The 16,600-nt window shown below is 40.5% G+C and carries 16 protein-coding genes; 11 read left to right on the top strand and 5 right to left on the bottom strand.

Annotated elements, in window-relative coordinates; genetic code table 11:
- Window positions 1–332: 332 nt before the first annotated feature.
- From JXA84_08065 to JXA84_08050, 4 genes are all read right to left on the bottom strand, one after another.
- Entirely contained in the window at window positions 333–602 is a 270-nt protein-coding gene (locus JXA84_08065) for a T9SS type A sorting domain-containing protein (GenBank protein MBN1151154.1), read from the bottom strand.
- A gap of 84 nt (window positions 603–686) precedes the next feature.
- Entirely contained in the window at window positions 687–1,451 is a 765-nt protein-coding gene (locus tag JXA84_08060) for a hypothetical protein (GenBank protein ID MBN1151153.1), read from the bottom strand.
- Window positions 1,452–1,744: 293 nt separating this feature from the next.
- Complete coding sequence (gene feoB / locus JXA84_08055) at window positions 1,745–3,628, bottom strand: ferrous iron transport protein B (protein ID MBN1151152.1); 1,884 nt, start codon at window positions 3,626–3,628, stop codon at window positions 1,745–1,747.
- Window positions 3,615–4,226, bottom strand: coding sequence for a FeoA domain-containing protein (locus tag JXA84_08050; GenBank protein MBN1151151.1), 612 nt, complete (start codon window positions 4,224–4,226; stop codon window positions 3,615–3,617). Before JXA84_08050 ends, feoB begins: the two co-directional genes overlap by 14 nt.
- 501 nt (window positions 4,227–4,727) lie before the next feature.
- Here JXA84_08050 and JXA84_08045 point away from each other — a divergent pair.
- From JXA84_08045 to JXA84_07995, 11 genes are all read left to right on the top strand, one after another.
- Window positions 4,728–6,770 (top strand): S9 family peptidase, encoded by a 2,043-nt coding sequence (locus JXA84_08045; protein ID MBN1151150.1) that lies wholly within the window; start codon window positions 4,728–4,730, stop codon window positions 6,768–6,770.
- Between the two features lie 71 nt (window positions 6,771–6,841).
- On the top strand, window positions 6,842–8,986 hold the full coding sequence (locus tag JXA84_08040) for a cation:proton antiporter (GenBank protein MBN1151149.1): 2,145 nt from the start codon (window positions 6,842–6,844) through the stop codon (window positions 8,984–8,986).
- Between the two features lie 90 nt (window positions 8,987–9,076).
- Window positions 9,077–9,511 (top strand): hypothetical protein, encoded by a 435-nt coding sequence (locus JXA84_08035; protein MBN1151148.1) that lies wholly within the window; start codon window positions 9,077–9,079, stop codon window positions 9,509–9,511.
- 119 nt (window positions 9,512–9,630) lie between these two features.
- Window positions 9,631–10,221 (top strand): HEAT repeat domain-containing protein, encoded by a 591-nt coding sequence (locus JXA84_08030; protein MBN1151147.1) that lies wholly within the window; start codon window positions 9,631–9,633, stop codon window positions 10,219–10,221.
- Between the two features lie 63 nt (window positions 10,222–10,284).
- Window positions 10,285–11,136, top strand: a complete 852-nt coding sequence (locus JXA84_08025; GenBank protein ID MBN1151146.1) for a DUF1848 domain-containing protein — start codon at window positions 10,285–10,287, stop codon at window positions 11,134–11,136.
- Window positions 11,137–11,196: 60 nt separating this feature from the next.
- Window positions 11,197–12,186, top strand: coding sequence for an endo alpha-1,4 polygalactosaminidase (locus JXA84_08020; protein ID MBN1151145.1), 990 nt, complete (start codon window positions 11,197–11,199; stop codon window positions 12,184–12,186).
- 53 nt (window positions 12,187–12,239) lie between these two features.
- A complete protein-coding gene (locus JXA84_08015; GenBank protein MBN1151144.1) occupies window positions 12,240–12,803 on the top strand; it encodes a hypothetical protein in 564 nt (187 codons plus the stop codon).
- A 140-nt stretch (window positions 12,804–12,943) separates the two neighbouring features.
- The gene (locus JXA84_08010) at window positions 12,944–13,798 is read left to right on the top strand and encodes a transposase (GenBank protein ID MBN1151143.1); all 855 of its coding nucleotides are present in this window, start codon (window positions 12,944–12,946) and stop codon (window positions 13,796–13,798) included.
- 48 nt (window positions 13,799–13,846) lie between these two features.
- A complete protein-coding gene (locus tag JXA84_08005; protein ID MBN1151142.1) occupies window positions 13,847–14,833 on the top strand; it encodes a glycosyltransferase family 9 protein in 987 nt (328 codons plus the stop codon).
- Window positions 14,834–14,898: 65 nt separating this feature from the next.
- Complete coding sequence (locus tag JXA84_08000; protein MBN1151141.1) at window positions 14,899–15,354, top strand: hypothetical protein; 456 nt, start codon at window positions 14,899–14,901, stop codon at window positions 15,352–15,354.
- Window positions 15,355–15,382: 28 nt separating this feature from the next.
- Complete coding sequence (locus JXA84_07995; GenBank protein ID MBN1151140.1) at window positions 15,383–15,661, top strand: hypothetical protein; 279 nt, start codon at window positions 15,383–15,385, stop codon at window positions 15,659–15,661.
- A 5-nt stretch (window positions 15,662–15,666) separates the two neighbouring features.
- On the opposite strand, the gene JXA84_07990 is transcribed toward JXA84_07995, so the two are convergent.
- On the bottom strand, window positions 15,667–16,600 hold a 934-nt coding region (locus JXA84_07990; protein MBN1151139.1), incomplete at its 5' end, for a magnesium transporter CorA family protein.

Here is a 16,600-nt window from a genome sequence, read left to right as displayed (position 1 = left end):
TATATGACCCTTTCGTCGCAGAGTTCGTTGTCGTCTGAGTGGGTGACGAGGACGGATCCGTCTCTGGAAGCTCCCGATGTCACAAGTATCGTGGTACAGGCTGAAAGATTTTGAACTTTGTAAATAACACCAAGAATCATCAATACCGCGTAAAATGCTTTCATACGACCCTCCTGGTATGAATATTGTGCTATAGACCATTCAAAGTTTTTTTATCGTCATCAGAGAAAGGAATTAGAATGAACATGCTAAAGGAAATTAGTTATTATGTATCATCCCTTCCAGAAGTTTTCGCGGTAAACCGATAGCTGTACCTCAAAGATGTTTAAAATCTAAATAAGGTCGATCACTCCCGTGGTTTGGTTTTCATCCATCTGGAACCTGTAAAAGTATGTTCCCGCCCTAAGAGGTAACAACCTTGAGTCAGTGCCGTTCCATATCAGTTGATGATCGCCGGGGCTCTGAAGCTGATCCTTAATGGAGATGACCTCTCTTCCGGTGACGTCGAATATTATGAGGCTGACGTGACATGCTGACGGAAGTTGATACGATATGACCGTTGACCCCCTGAACGGATTAGGGCTAATTGTAAGCTGTAACACCTGGGTTGCTATTGGTTCCGGGTTTTCTTCAACTCCTCCAACTGAGAAGCCGGAGACCTTGAAAAAGGCTCCTGGACAGCTCCCTCAGCCGTCGGCGAAGTTTGTTATCCAAAGACTGCCGTCTCTCGGATCAAACTCAACACCCCTTATGTTGTCGTTGCCAGAGCAGGAGAACCTGAATTGTGATTCCAGAGAGCCGGATCCTGGATCCATCAAAAAAACCGAAGATGAATCAAGGCCGTTTACGCTGTTGAAATACGTAAATACGTTTATCAGACGAGAACTGTATCCGGCTTGTATCGAGCCAAGACATCGCGGACCCATGTAGCCCTGCCCGGGGTGGATCATCGTGTTGAGGAGGTTTCCCATTGTGTCGGTTTCGTAAATGTAGTGGGGAGAATTTGCCATCCTGTCCACGAAAAACAATGTTCCCGTGTTTTCGAAGTAAGTTATTCCCGAAGCATAAGTCGTCGCCGGACATGCAAAAGATCCGAGAATGTTTCCTAAAGTGTCAATGTGATACGCCATATCGTTGCTGCAGTTGACAAGCCAAAAAGTGTTGTCGTGGCCGCAGAAAGTAATGTCTGTAAAATGGGTCATTCCGTTGGGTGCTGGAATGGTTCCATATGAAGTCATAGCTTGGTCAGAACCCGCTATGTATATCAGGTTTCTGTAGATGTTGAGGTAGTAAATTCTGTCATTGTTCGTGTTGTAACACACCCCGTATAATCCGCATGTGTCCTGCGTAGCCGGGGTGACTGGGCCCCATATCAGCTGACCCTGCGAAAACAGCAAGGACGAACAATTTGCAAGGAGAAACAAAACCAAAAATATTTTTCTATTTCTCATAGTCACTCCTTTCTTTGAAATATTGATGACAGCGGTAGATTTTAGTACGGAGTTTGTCTGATCTCAACCGGGAATTTCTTTTACTTGGAGTCTCTGCTGTATAATTGATATTAATCAGCGGTCTAAATTGAGGTAAACATCAAATTTTCGGTTTAGAAACCGATTCGCACATGAGGTTTTCCTTTGTCTGTTTTCGTTCAATAAAGTAATAGGCTTTTTTAAAAGTGATTGTTTGGCGATTTGAGATTTTTGGTGGAGACCTCCTGATGGTGTATTTGAAATAGGAACTGGGTTCAGAAAATAAATCTAATCATTCTAAAAACCACGCCGGAAAATAAAATGCCGTATGCCATTGTGGCTATAAATATTAAAGCTGATTTTTTTATACCGATTTCTTTTATTAAGACTCCGAAAGCTATGATGCATGGGATGCCTATGGAAGACGCCAGGCCGAAAGTAAATATCTGCATGGGTTTTAAGATAGACGAAATATCCTGTCCGAGCGCGGACAAAAGCATTGTGGCCGTCAGATCTTTTTGGAAGAACCCGAACAACAGAGGTATTATTGTCTCTTTAGGAAGTCCCAGCCATCCTGTGATTGGAGAAAATGGATTTGCGATTTTTTCAGTCAAGTTCATGGTGTCAAAAAGCGCGTAAATTATTCCCCCGAGAGCCAAAAGGGGTATTACCAAATAAATGAAATCCTTCATTCTGATCCAGCTTTTTATCATAATGTTTTTTAAAAGCGGAACTCTGTACGGCGGGAGTTCAATGAGCAAAGGTTCTTTTTTGATCCTAAGCACCTTTTTGAGGGCAAAAGACCATATCAAAGCTGCTATAAACAGAGAAAACAAAACCGAAACAGCCATCATTTGACCTCCGAAAAAGCCAACAATACCCATTATGACTGCTATACGGCTTGAACAAGGCACAAAGGCGAATAACGACAAGGTGAACATTTTTTCTTTATCGGATGTCAGAATCCTCGTCGCCCTCTCAGCGGATACAGAGCATCCAAGGCCTAAGGATAGAGGTATGAAAGCTTTCCCAGGGAGACCCAAGAGTTTGAAGAATCTCTCTGTGTTGACGATGAACCTTGGCAAAATGCCTACGTCTTCGAGAAAACCCAGTATCACATAAAAGAGAAACACGTAAGGAAGGGCTATTGAAATACCGGCCATAACGCCTGTGAGGCCTTGGACGAGAACGATTTTGAAAATCGAAGTGTTGGAAAATGTCAAAGGCAGAAGCAATTTTTCTGTAAGATTCATCAAAATATCCTGTGTATAGTTTCCGAGGAACAGGAGAAGTCCGAATATTGTAAGGAGTATGAGAAATGTCGCTAAAGGACCGTAAATTTTATGCAGGAGTATGTCGTCCATCTTTTTTTGAATTGAAGCTGATTTGTCTCTGTGGATTATAGTCGTGGCTTTTTCGGCAATGAATGCCGCGATTCCATACCTCGTCACCGAAATATCCTCTTCCACTTTTGGGTGTGGCGAAAGAATTTTTTGCGTTTTTTTGGCTGTATCTTCATAGGATACATATTTGTAAAAATCCTCGTCTTTTTCCAAGATTCGCACGGAAATAAATCTTTTAGGTAGATCTGTCTGTTTTAAATCATAAGAAATTTCATGTATGGCCTGTTCTATATGGTCATCATAAACTATTTTATAGAAATCCTCCTGCCCAATATTTGTAAGGGAGTCCAAAAGTATATCCATACCTTTCCTCTTTACCGGATTTATAGGTATTACAGGAATTCTGAGTAGGTGGGAAAGTTTATCAGCGTCAACGCTGATGCCTTTTTTTCCCGCTTCTTCCACGAAATTGAGAGCTATCACCGCAGGTATTTCCGCTTCCAAAATCTGTAAAGCAAGGTAGAGACTTCTTTCCAAAGAACATACATCAGCTACTATTACCACCCCGTCGAATTTTCCCTCAAAAAGCGCTTTGGCGGTTATCTTTTCCTCTTTACTCCTGTCGGCTATGGAATATATACCAGGTGTATCAACAAAAATTATAATCGTTTCGCCGACGGTTTTTTCAGCTTTTAATATTTCTACGGTCGTCCCGGGGTAGTTTGAGGCTACTACTTTTGAACCGACAAGCGCGTTGAGAAGAGATGATTTTCCGACATTGGGTTGCCCTACCAGGAGTATTTTAATTTTCTTCATATTTGAAAACACGAATTTGTGAGGCAATACTCTTGTCCATGACGATTTTTTTGTTGTTTATATGGACAACGCAAGCGCCTGGTATGACATTTGTCAATTCAATTATTTCACCCGGCAGTACTCCCATACTGACAAGCCTCTCCAAAAGCCTCGTGTCAGAAAATGGCATATCGGTTATCAGCGCTGTTTTATCTTTTCCGAACTTAAGAAGAGGTATTCCTTCTTCTTTGAGAGTGGAGAGTTTTTTTATATTATTCAGTACTTCATTTTTTATGTAATGTTCGAGGATGTGAGCCATTTTATGCGCTTTGTCGATTTCGCCTCTGGTCAAAAAAAATTCTTCTAGGACAAGGTGTTTTTTCATTATTTCTTCTGCATGTTCTTTTCCCGATGACGTAAGAAAAAAAGATCCCTCATCAATGGAGAGGAGCCCTTCTTTCTGAAGGATTCCGATAGCTTCAGACATCAGAGATAGATCACCCGTTATTTCTGCTGTTAAGGATTTTAGGGTGAGTTTCTTGTCTTCTTCAGCAAGAGTTCTCAAAATGTCTTCACGCATTATCTTGAGGATTTCCGAAATTTTGTCTTTTTCATTCATATTTTTTGTCTCGATTTTATTTAAGATAATATCCGTTTTGATAAATTGTCAAATAGATAAACAAAACAGGGTTTCATGAGGATGATTATATTAATGTTCGTATTTTTTGGTAAAAAAATTTTTTTAACACTGGACCCATGAAATTTGTACCCACAAATCCTTTTGTGAATGGGGTATTCTCCTCCCTCCATGCGTTTCATTCTAAGTTTTCTTTGGTATTGCCTGTTTTTTTTAGTAATTGATTATTTAATAAGCAAGAATTTTCACCACGAATTTTTTGGGAATTAGTTTGAAAATTTCCCGGCGGTATAAACTCTTGTCTTTTATTCTTAAACCTTCTTGTCGTTTATGGTTGATGTTTGTTTTATGAATTTTTATCCTGATAATTTGAAAACGCAATATTTACAAAGACAAAGCAAAATTAAATTTACAAAAAACTATCGGTCTTTTATATTATTTTTGTCGATGAAATTATGTGAAACAAAAAGAAAGAGGGAATCTATGAAGTATCCACACACCAAGAAAGTTGACATAGTTGAGAAGATTCATGGGGACAAAATTGAAGACCCATACAGGTGGCTTGAAGAAGTAGAATCTGATCAAGTCCAGAGATGGGCGTTTAAGCAGGACGAACTGACGAGAAAGTTTTTAAGAGAGGGCGGCAAATTCAGGAGTATATACGAAGGGCTCAAAAAGGTATGGAGTTATTCGACACAAGGCACCCCTGAAGTCAAAGGCGATAAAATGTTTTATTTGGCGAAAGACGCTTTACAGGACTATCCGGTTTTATACTGCCGGGAACCCAAAGACGACAATGCCAAGGTTCTCTTGGATCCAAATAAATGGAGCGATGACGGTTCCTATTCTCTCTCTTTGTGGAGTGTCTCAGAAGACGGTAAATTCGTTGTCTATGGAAAAAACTGTTCGGGGTCGGACTGGTCTGAGATAAGGATTTTAGACGTTGATAACGGAGAAGACCTTCCTGAGATGATCAATTGGTGCAGGTTTACTCAAGTGAGTTGGAAAAAAGATTCATCTGGTTTTTTCTACAACCGGTTTCCCGAGGAGGGTTCCGTTCCTCCTGAAGACAGGGTTAATTATTCCAAAATATATTTTCACCGGATTAAAACCCCTCAGGCGGAAGACGTACTTGTTTATGAAGACAAAAAAAACAAAGAATACGGTTTTTACTCTATTGTAACGGATGACGGGAAGTATCTTTTAGTTTTCGCGAGCGTTGGGACCGAGAGAAAAAATCTCGTCTTTATGAGAAAAGTAGAAGAAGAAAATGAGTTCAATCAATTGATCGGTGTTTTTGACGCTGATTATACATACGTTTTCAGCATAGGTGAAATAATTTTTTTTAAAACCGACAAGGACGCCCCCCTTGGGAGGTTGATTTCTATCGACCTTAACAGACCAGAACCGGATTATTGGAGAGAAGTGATTTCGGAATCTGAGGACAATTTGGAAAGGGCTGTATTTGCGGGAGGAAAATTCGTCGTCGAATACCTGCACGACGCGAGTTCGATAATAAAAACCTTTTCAAAAGAAGGCAAGTTTGAGCGTGAGATAAAACTCCCGGACAAAGGAATGGTTCTGGGACTTTTGGGTTATGCTGAAAGGCAGGACTTGTATTTCAAATTTTCTTCTTTTTTGTACCCGGGTACAGTTTACAGATACGATATTAAAAGCGGTGAGACCACAGAATTCGGAAGGGAGGGGCTTGAAACAGACGTCTCCAAATTTATCGTAGAAAGGCTTTTCGCCCAATCCAGAGACGGCACAAAAATACCGTTTTTTGTCGCCAGGAGAAAAGACCTGAAAATTGACGGTTCAAATCCAGCTATACTGTACGGTTACGGGGGATTTAATGTTCCTCAGACTCCATGGTTTTCCCCCACGGTCTATTATTGGATACAAAAAGGCGGAGTGTACGCTCTTGCAAATTTGAGAGGGGGGGGAGAATTCGGAGAAAACTGGCACCGGGGCGGAATGTTGGGTGCCAAGCAGAATGTTTTCGACGATTTTATAGCTGTTGCCCAAGCGTTGACAGAAAAGAAGTACACAAAAAGAGAAAAACTGGCTATAAGCGGAGGGAGCAACGGCGGACTTCTGACGGCGGCTTGCATGATTCAGAGACCCGATCTCTTCGGAGCAGTGGTATGCGAAGTCGGGGTGCTCGACATGCTCAGGTATCACAAGTGGACTGTCGGCAGATACTGGATTCCCGAATACGGCGATCCGGAAAACGAGGAGCATTTCAAATTTTTGGTAGCTTATTCCCCTCTGCACAACGTCAAAAAAGGTGAGAATTATCCACCGATTCTCATAAACACAGCTGACACGGACGACAGAGTCTACCCTGCGCATTCTTTTAAATTTGCCGCAACATTGCAGGAAAAATCCAACGGAAAAAATCCTGTTTTTTTAAGAATCGAAAAAAAATCCGGGCATGGGCACGGCATGTCGGTTTCCAAAGCTGTTGAAAAAACAGCGGACGTCTATTCTTTCTTGTTTAAAACTCTGGGAATAGAACCTTAAAACCGGAATATTTTTCGGAAGGACACTTTGAGAAAAAGCAATTTAAACCTTTCGATTGAGGATGAGCTCTTTTGACAGGAAATCCTTTTGTTGAAATCGCGGCAATATTAGCTGTATCAACAGTCCTCGGTGTCTTAGGGAGGGTATTAAAACAGCCGCTTATCATAATGTTTTTGGTGGCTGGAATCTTGGCCGGACCTTCCGGCTTTAAAATAATCGAAAGCCATGAGCAGATAGAACTGCTAAGTCAAATGGGGGTCGCACTTCTTCTGTTTATCGTCGGCCTGAAACTTGACCTGAAACTTATAAAAACCATAGGTCCTGTAGCTCTCGCGACAGGGCTAGGACAGATAGTATTCACGTCTGTCTTCGGCCTGATTATCCTTTTGGTGTTGGGTCTTGATCTAGTAAGTTCAGCTTACGCGGCGGTAGCCCTGACATTTTCGAGCACGATTATAATCGTCAAGCTTCTTTCAGACAAAAAAGAGATTGATTCGCTTCACGGGCAAATAGCGATAGGATTTCTGATTGTCCAGGACATCGCGGCAATAATAGCGTTGGTCGCCCTGACTACCTTGAGAATACCCGCGGGAAAAGAAATTTCTTTTTGGGAGTCGGCGTTTTTTGTCTTTGCCAAAGGAATGGTTTTTTTTCTTATTGTAGGCTTGCTTATGAGATATGTCCTGCCATGGCTTACAAAAAAACTCGCCCAATCAATGGAATTGTTGACACTGTTCGCCATTGCCTGGGCGGTGGTTCTCGGTGCCGCGGGTGAATATCTCGGTTTCAGCAAGGAAGTCGGGGCTTTTTTGGCTGGTTTTTCGCTGGCTTCAACCGAATTCAGGGATTCTATCGGAGCTCGGCTTACGACTTTGAGGGACTTTCTTCTTCTTTTTTTCTTTATAGAACTTGGAGCAAGACTTGACGTTACACTCATAGGCTCCGGTTTAGCGCTTTCAATACTTCTTTCGATTTTTGTCCTTATTGGAAACCCAGTCATAGTCATGGTGATTATGGGGTTAATGGGTTATAGAAGGCGCACCGGTTTCTTATCGGGTCTTGCTGTCGCCCAGATAAGCGAATTTTCACTGATTGTGATTTCGATGGGATACGCTATAGGACATATATCTAAAGAAACAGTAGGTGTCGTGACTTTTGTGGGAGTGGTGACCATCTTTTTTTCAACATACATGATTCTTTATTCAAATCAGCTCTACAAAATCTTATCCAGACCTTTGAAATTGTTCGAGAGAAAAAACCCCCATAGAGAATCGGCAATCGACTTCAAGGAAGAAGATAAAACTTTCCAAGTCATACTGGTAGGCTTAGGCAATTACGGAAGCGGGATTGCAGAAGAACTGCTGCACAGGGAAATGGCTTTACTCGGCGTGGACTTTGACCCGGAGAGTTTGCAGAAGTGGCGATCGAAGAACATACCGGTTATTTACGGTGACATAACCGACCCGGAAATCCACGAGCAACTGCCGCTTGACAGGACAAAGTGGGTTGTCAGCAGCATACGCGACAGAAACCTCAACTCGGTACTGATTAATCTTTTAAAGGAAAAAAAATTTATGGGAAAAGTCGCGGTGACGGCCTCAAACAAACAAGACGCGGAAGAGTACGAAAAATCAGGCGCGCATCTCGTTTTCAGAACTTTTTCCGATGCCGCGGAACAGGCGGCGGATTCGCTTACATACGCGATGGAACTCCTGCCGAAAAATATCGATTGGCCCATAGAATTCGCTGAAGTTAGAATTCGTTCTGATTCGTCTGAAGCAGGCAAAATGATAAAAAACATACCGCTTCGGTCAAAAACAGGAGTGTCTGTCCTTGCTGTAGTGAGGGCCGGTAATATTGATTTTGAAGTGACTTCTGAAAAGAGGGTGTTTCCCGGCGACAGGCTGATAATAGCAGGAAACCCTGAAAATTTGAAAGAAGCTGAGCAAATACTGAACAGGTTTGATTCCAGCGGTTATGAAAACGAGCCCTTCGGTTTTGAAATTGCCGAGATTGAAGTATCAGAAAACTCTGTTGTTAAAGGGACTACTCTGGCTGAATTTTCTTTTAGGCAGAAATTCGGAGCTACAGTAGTAGGGATTTTAAGGGAAGAGAAAAAAATTACCAAAGTGAATCCAGACCTAAAAATACTTGCAGGGGATAAGCTCGTTGTCATTGGTACTTCAGAAGCGTTGCAAAAACTAAAAAAAATCTAATCAGGGTAGTAACTGTTTTACCTAATATTTAAAAATGGCATATTCCCATAAAACGAACAGTAATGAGGTTGAGCTTTTAGGGAGATAAATATGACAAAAGCCTGTTTGATTGTTCTTTTTTTATTTTCAACCCGGTTATTCTGTGAAGAAAAAAACAAAATTCAACTCACTCCGACCGAAGATGAAAATTCACCGACAGGATACTACATACCCTCAGATATAGAGGATTGCATCAATGAATTAGACATAATGCTGCCCCGTGAATTAATTGATAAAATGACGGAAAGAACCGAGGAAGATATGATTGAGTACCATCATGGTTTGGAAAAATGGATAAGAAACAACTCAGGGCTTTGGTCCGATTCAAGATTGTCGGAGTATTTCAACTCTATGGGAGTATTCCACCCCGATGACATGTTTTCAATAGTAATAATTTCATATTGGAGAAACTTAAACGGGGAACCGATTGAACTCAATGAACAAATAAAATACTATAAAGAATTCTGGAGTAATCCCAGGAAATGATTTTTTATTGTAGGATCATATTGGATTAAAAACGCGGGTGTTTTGAATTACAAACAGTATTATATCGTTTTTTTGGAAAATGGTTTATTTGCCAAATTAATTCAGAAAGGAAAAGATCTATGGAAATAAACATGAGCATAAATTGGACAATAGGGCTTGGCATAGCTCTATTGTTTGCCACCATAATAACTGTTCATTACATCAGGCATGCAAGGGCGAAGAAAAAAATTGATGAGGAATACAAAATAAAAGGAATTAAGCCTGTTTTAAAAGAACTTGAAAACAAAAAAAGTGATTCAAGAGAACAGGCAGCGCAACTTCTCGGAGAAAAAAAGGAAAGAAAAGCCGTGAACTCTCTTGTGAGAATCATTGCCGAAGAAGAAGACGCCGACCTTTTGTTGAAAGCAGCACAAGCTCTTGTAAATATGGAGGATGGTTGCGTCACGGACATTCTCATCTCCGAAGTGAAATTTTCCGACCCAGGGAATAAATGGTGGGCTTGTTATGTCTTGGAAAAGCTCGCAGAAAAGGGTTTGAAAAAGGACAATGCAGTCGATTTTCTGGTTGAAGCCATGAAACAGACAAGTAAAATTACAGATGCCGGTTTTCCCTACGATTCGGCTTACGAAGCATTGAAAAATATCACGGGAGAAGATTTGGGAAAAGACGTTTCAAAGTGGATTGCTTGGAGAAATTCCAGTACAGGGTGATAATATGAAAAACATGGACCTAAAAGGCATTCAATTGCATAGACTTTCGAGGTTGTTGGTTTTTTGATAATAAGCGCCAGCAGACGCACCGACATACCGGCTTTTCACGGGGATTGGCTGTTCAATAGAATTAGGGAAGGCTTTATCAACGTGAAAAACCCTCGAAACTCAAAACAATTCAGACATGTTTCGCTTTCTTACGACAGTGTTGACGGGATAGTTTTCTGGACAAAAAATCCTCGTAGATTTATTTCTCATTTGGAAGAACTGAAAAACTACAACTACTATTTTCAGTTCACTCTAAATTCCTATGGAAAAGAAATCGAACCCGGCGTTCCCCCATATTCTCTTAGAATTGACGACTTTAAAAGACTTTCAGACAAAATTGGACCTGAAAAAAATGTTTTGAGGATCGATCCGGTGATAATTACGGAAAAATATACTGTTGGATGGCACATCGAATCTTTCGAAAAGACTGTTTTTCTTCTTCAAAACTACACAGAGCGGATAGTTTTCAGTTTTGTAGATATATACAGGAAAAACGCCCAAAAACTTGATTCGGTAGGAGCTGTGGAAATAGGCGAGGACCAAATGTCGCAAATCGCCCTGAATTTCGGGAATATCTGTAAAATAGCGGGGTTGGAAGTTTTTACTTGCGCTGAAAGCATGGACCTATCGTCATTCGGCGTCAGAAAGGGAAAGTGTGTGGACGCGAGGCTTTTAGAGAGGATAAGCGGGAAGACAATCAGTTCTAAAAAAGACAGATCGCAAAGGGAGCAGTGTCTTTGCGACGAAAGCGTCGACATTGGTGCATACAGCACTTGCCCCGCGGGGTGCATTTACTGTTACGCCAATCAAAATGTGTCCGGTGTATCGGAAATTGGTTACAAAGATCCGACGAAGGATTTTCTGTAAACACAAATACTGCCTTGACGCGCATACAACATAAGAGCATATTTTTACCGGGAGGTTGATATGCTTAAAATGCTGGTTTATTTGCTGTCGTTTATTGTTTTGTTGACGGGTTGCAGCAACCAGAGCCCCGGTGAACCGGATCCGGGACAGGCCAGGAATTACCGTGAGGACATGAGGAATTTCGTTCGCGGAATAAGTGCTTACGCAGAAAATTTAAGTCCGAATTTCATCGTCGTTCCTCAGAACGGCAATGAACTTATCACATCCGACGGTGAAGCAAACGGCCCTATTGAAACCGGATACGTTTCATCAATAGACGGATTGGGTAGAGAAGACCTGTTTTACGGTTACGACCATGACGATGTCCCGACACCGTCGGCGGAAAGAGAATACATGAAAGGTTTTCTCGACCGAGCGGAAGCGACCGGTGTTGAAATACTGGTTACAGACTACTGTTCGACGAGAGTATACGTGGATTCTTCATACGAAATGAATTATGACCGTGATTACATTTCGTTTGCAGCGAACAGGAGAGAGCTGGACGGTATTCCTGCTTACCCGGCGAGCCCTTATCATGCAAATCTTTTGGATGTTGTGAGTCTTGAAGATGCCAGAAATTTTCTGTATCTGATAAACCCAGACCAATACCAGAATAAAGTTCAATACCTCAATGCGCTCTCTTCAACTGATTTTGACATTTTGATTGTCGACGCCTTTTTTCAGGGAACTCTACTGACGTATGATGATGTACAATCAATCGGAAACAAGCATTCAGGAGGCAGCAGGCTGGTCCTGTCTTACATGAGCATAGGAGAGGCTGAAGACTACAGGTACTACTGGAAAAACGAGTGGAATACGGACCCTCCTGATTGGTTGGGTGTTGAAAATCCTGACTGGCCTGGGAACTTCAGGGTCGAATATTGGAATCCCCAGTGGCAGGATATCATCTTCGGCAACGACAGTTCATACACAAAAAAGATCATTGATGCCGGTTTTGACGGCGTTTATCTTGACATCATAGACGCTTTTGAGTATTACGAAAGCAGGTAAAAGACAGAAAATATCATTTGTAAAATCCATGTCATAATGCTAAATATATTTTTATGGCGTTAATACTTTTGACTCTTTTCATCCAGATTCCTGTTTACAGCAAAGATTTCATGGACAAAGCCGATGAGTTTGCCCTTGATGTTCACAACCGGATTGTATCAGGCGAATTGTATTCAAGGGAAATCTGGATAGAACATACAGTCATTCCCGGAATTGGTTTTCCTTCAAGCAATTTGATAGCACACTACGATTTACCAGGTATAGACGACGAATACGGCGATATCGTATATTTATTCATTGAAAACAACTATTCGTATCTTTCATACAGGGCGAGAGATGCCGCGTATTACCGATACGACGGATTTCCGGTTAAGACAGTTTCAGTTTTATTTGAGGAAGTTTCTTTGGAAGAAAGCGTGAAACTTTCAGAGAAGGTTTTTTATTTTGAAGAAGGTGAATGCAAGGGTTATTATTGCGAACTAAACGGTGAACCAGTCCAGGAAGAAAATCCGGACTCAATCGCCGCCGGATATTACGAAAACGCTCTTAATATGAAATCTTTTTTTGAGAATTTACCAGTTTTGGTTCCCTCTATTCTCTGGGACTATCTATATTAAAATCAGAAATTTTCCTATTTCAGCAATTTAGTTTTTTTCCTTTTTGATTTGAGCCTTTTTACCCCAAAAAACCGGAATTTCGGACCTCAAACAGAGGGACGGTGCTTGACTCATTGTCCTTTGTAGGGTAAAAATTAACCGTGAGAAAACCGAGGTTTACATATGCAAATGCTTTTCACTACATAAATTCCAGAGCTAATGCCGCCACAAAAATATTTCCAGACGATTTTTACGCGGTCAAATTCTTGAAGTTTCTGGAAGGGTCATCAGAGTTACACAGAATTGATATTTTTGCTTTTTGTCTTACGGATAATTCTTTTCATCTACTCCTGAGAAACGCTTCGGGAAGACTCTCTGATTTCGTCAGGCAGTTGAACAGCCAGTTCGCCTATCATATAAGAAGGAAAACCGGCACTAAAGGCAATGTTTTTGCTGACAGATACGATTCTTTTGTGATTCAGGACAAGATATTTTTTACCCAAACTCTTGCTTATATTTTGAATATTCCAGTGAAAGAAGGAAAAACATCCGACCCTTTTTCATACAGGTGGTCGAGTGCGAATTTTTATTTCAACCAAAAAGGCGGTTTTTTGAAAACAAAATTCGTCGAAAGTCTGTTTAGGGATTCAGATGATTTCAGAAAATATGTCAGAGAAAACGGATTGACAGAACTCCGGAAAAAAAATATAGGTAGAGGAAAAATAATAGGTGACGGCAACTGGGAACCATCGGAAGGTTTCTTTACGGATGGCTCGAAAACCCTTTTCAGAAAACCTGAAGAAATATTTCTGGAAATGGAAAGAAAGCACGGAGTTCTTTTGGAGCTTGCAGATTTTAACAAGAAAAATTGGAAAAAAATCAGGTCTCAAATTCTCGTAAAATTAAAAGACGAATGCGGAATGATTTACAGGGATATCAACAAGATGAAAATTTTTGAGGGTGTGAAATTGAATTCCATGGGTCAACTTTACAAAAGAGCGAAGAAATTAAAATAGTGTTTGAACTTTTGGTGGTTTTTTGAATTTTCACATAAAGCGGGAAAATTGAAAATACTCATAATAAACCTCGCGGCGATAGGCGACACCGTTCTTTCAACAGTAGTGGCGAGGGAACTCAAAAATAAATATCCTGATTCAGTAATTTCCTATCTAGTTCAACCTCTATGCGCGGGTATCGCGGAGTTGTCCCCTTACGTGGATGAAGTATTGACCTACGATAAAAATAAAACTAACTTGAAAGATTATTTGAACATGGTTCTCAGATTGAAAAATAAGCGTTTCGACATGAGCCTTTCTTTGAATTTCGCCATGAGGAGTTCTCTTCTCGCATTTTTGATCCACCCAAAAATTCGGCTTGGATACGATCACAAAAAAAGCGGAATATTTTTAACGCACATGGTTCCCGGCGAAAGAAAAGTCATACAAAAAGAAGGCTTGAATCAACTGCAAGTTCTTAAGCCTTTGGGCATTACTTCCTTTGATGCGAATCCTCTGCTGGTTCCCAAAAAACGGGATTTAAAGAAAGTCAAAAAATTAATTGATAAAGAAAGGCGAACAGCAGTCATTTGTCCTGCCAGTTCAAGCTTTTTTAACAGTTTGCCAATTGAAATAACCGCTAAAATCGCTGATTGTTTGACCAGAAGTTTCACTGTTTTCGCAATAGGCAGTACAAGGGAAAAGCAATATCTTGAAAATTTAAGGGAGATGACTGAAGGAAAAGTCAGGGTGTTCCCAGGATCCTTGACCATTGGAGAAGCGGCGGCGCTTTTGTACCTTTCCAAAGTTCTCGTCTCCATCGACACTGGTCCTCTCCATATAGCGCAGGCAATGGATACCCCTGTGGTCGCGGTTTTTGGACCTTCCAACCCCGCTGTATGGGGGCCCCACGGAAGGAATTTCGAGGTCGTATCACTTGGGCTTGAATGCTCGCCCTGTAATTCAAAAACCGATTGCAGGGACAAAAGATGCCTAAAAGATATAAATCCGAAGAGAATTTGTGTAATTGCCGAAAATTTAGCAAAAAAAGTCTAATGAAGAAAAGACTATATCTGTTTTTATGATTTAATTTTTAATATATAATAGAATTTATGGTTACAATGAAAGAACTTTATGACTTTCTCGATTCAAGGGGAGCGGTGTATACTAAAATATCACACGAACCGACTTTCAATTCAAAAGAGTCAGCCAAAGCGAGGGGCGAAGAAATTTCTATCGGCGGAAAAGCTATAGTTATGAAAATCGACGGGAAATTCTTAATGTTTATTCTGAGCGCTTCAAAGAAAATTGATTCATCTTCACTGAGAAAAATATTCGACGCAAAAAGAATCAGGTTCGCGACAGAGAAAGAACTATTCGGATTGACAGAGCTGGAACCTAATTGCGTGCCTCCTTTCGGAAGACCTTTGATTGATGTCGATTTATTTGTTGATAATTCGGTTTTTGAAAACCCAAAAATTGCATTCAATGCTGCTTCGAGAACAAACTCTGTCATTATGGACATAGAACAATATAAAAAAATTGTCGGGTCGAGAATATTTTATTTTTCGAAATAAGATTTCTATAAACGGAAAAGGAGGAAGATTGGCAAAAGTTTTAATGGTTGACTACGAAAGCCAGGCCGATCATAGAATTCTGGAAGTTAAATTTGAATCACAGGCAGATATAATGGTCTATATATGCGATTCTGAAGACGCGGCTGAAGACGACTTCATCTGGTATTACGTGGATCACGAAGAAAAGGCTACAAGTAAAATGATGTGGACCGACAGCGAAGACGTGGCGGACCTCAAAGTAATGTTTGTTCCATACGAAAGTCAAGCCGGCTGGGTAGCTGATCATCCATTGAAGGGGAAAATTTAAAAAAATCAGTGTCTTTCGGATTTTTTGACTAAATAAAATGTAAAAATTGCCAGTACGAGCATCAGAATTAGAAAAACTGGATAAGCTATTAAACTCCATTTCTTCCCGAAAAGATAGGTCAATTCAGACATACCGCCAACACCAGCAAAAAAACTCGGAATCATTATGGCCAACACCACAGCGTTCAGATTTTTCATCAACACGTTTAAATTATTGGAGACAATCGATGCGTTGGCTCCGAGAAGTCCAGCGAGAATATTTGAGAGTATCTCTGCTTGTTTCATGCATTGGTTGTTCTCGATTATTAGATCGTCAAGGTATTCGAGATTGTGCTCTTCAAAGAAAAGTTTTTTTGAATATATTCTCAATTTGTCTAAAACGGATGCGTTGGAGCTGATTGCGTTGAAATAATAAACAAGGCTCTTTTCGAGGGTATAGAGATTTATCAGGTATTTGTTTTCCATAGATTTGTTAATTTTATTTTCTAACTCGCTTGAAATATTGTTGATTATTCTCAAATGTTCCAAAAAGTGGGTGATGCCGTTTCCGAAAATTTTTAAAAAGAAATCCTGGATTGTTCGAATATTTTTGAAGTTTTTGAAATCATTCACGTAAACATTCTCAGGCGAGATGATTATCAAGACTTCATGGAAAATAAAAAGACCGGCTGAATTAACTTTGAAGAAATAATTATCCTCGCTTGAATAATTTTTCGGTCTTTTGTAGACTATGGCGCAATGTTTTTCTTCAAACTCAATTCTCGCAAGCTCATCTGGGTCGAAAATTGAATTGAGAGTGTGTTCGTCGAGTTGGTATTTTTCTATCAGTTCTTTTTTTTCGGATTCGCTAGGCGCTGTGTAGAGTATTACATCAGGACTCTCAGCGCTTTGTGGGTTAAAAATAAATTTGGCGATTCTGCATTCTTGAATTTTGTAAAAT

The organism is candidate division WOR-3 bacterium (assembly GCA_016926475.1).
GTDB lineage: Bacteria > SDB-A > SDB-A > SDB-A > SDB-A > JAFGIG01.
Note: the sequence above shows the minus strand (reverse complement) of the source record. Positions and strands in the feature narration are given on the sequence as shown.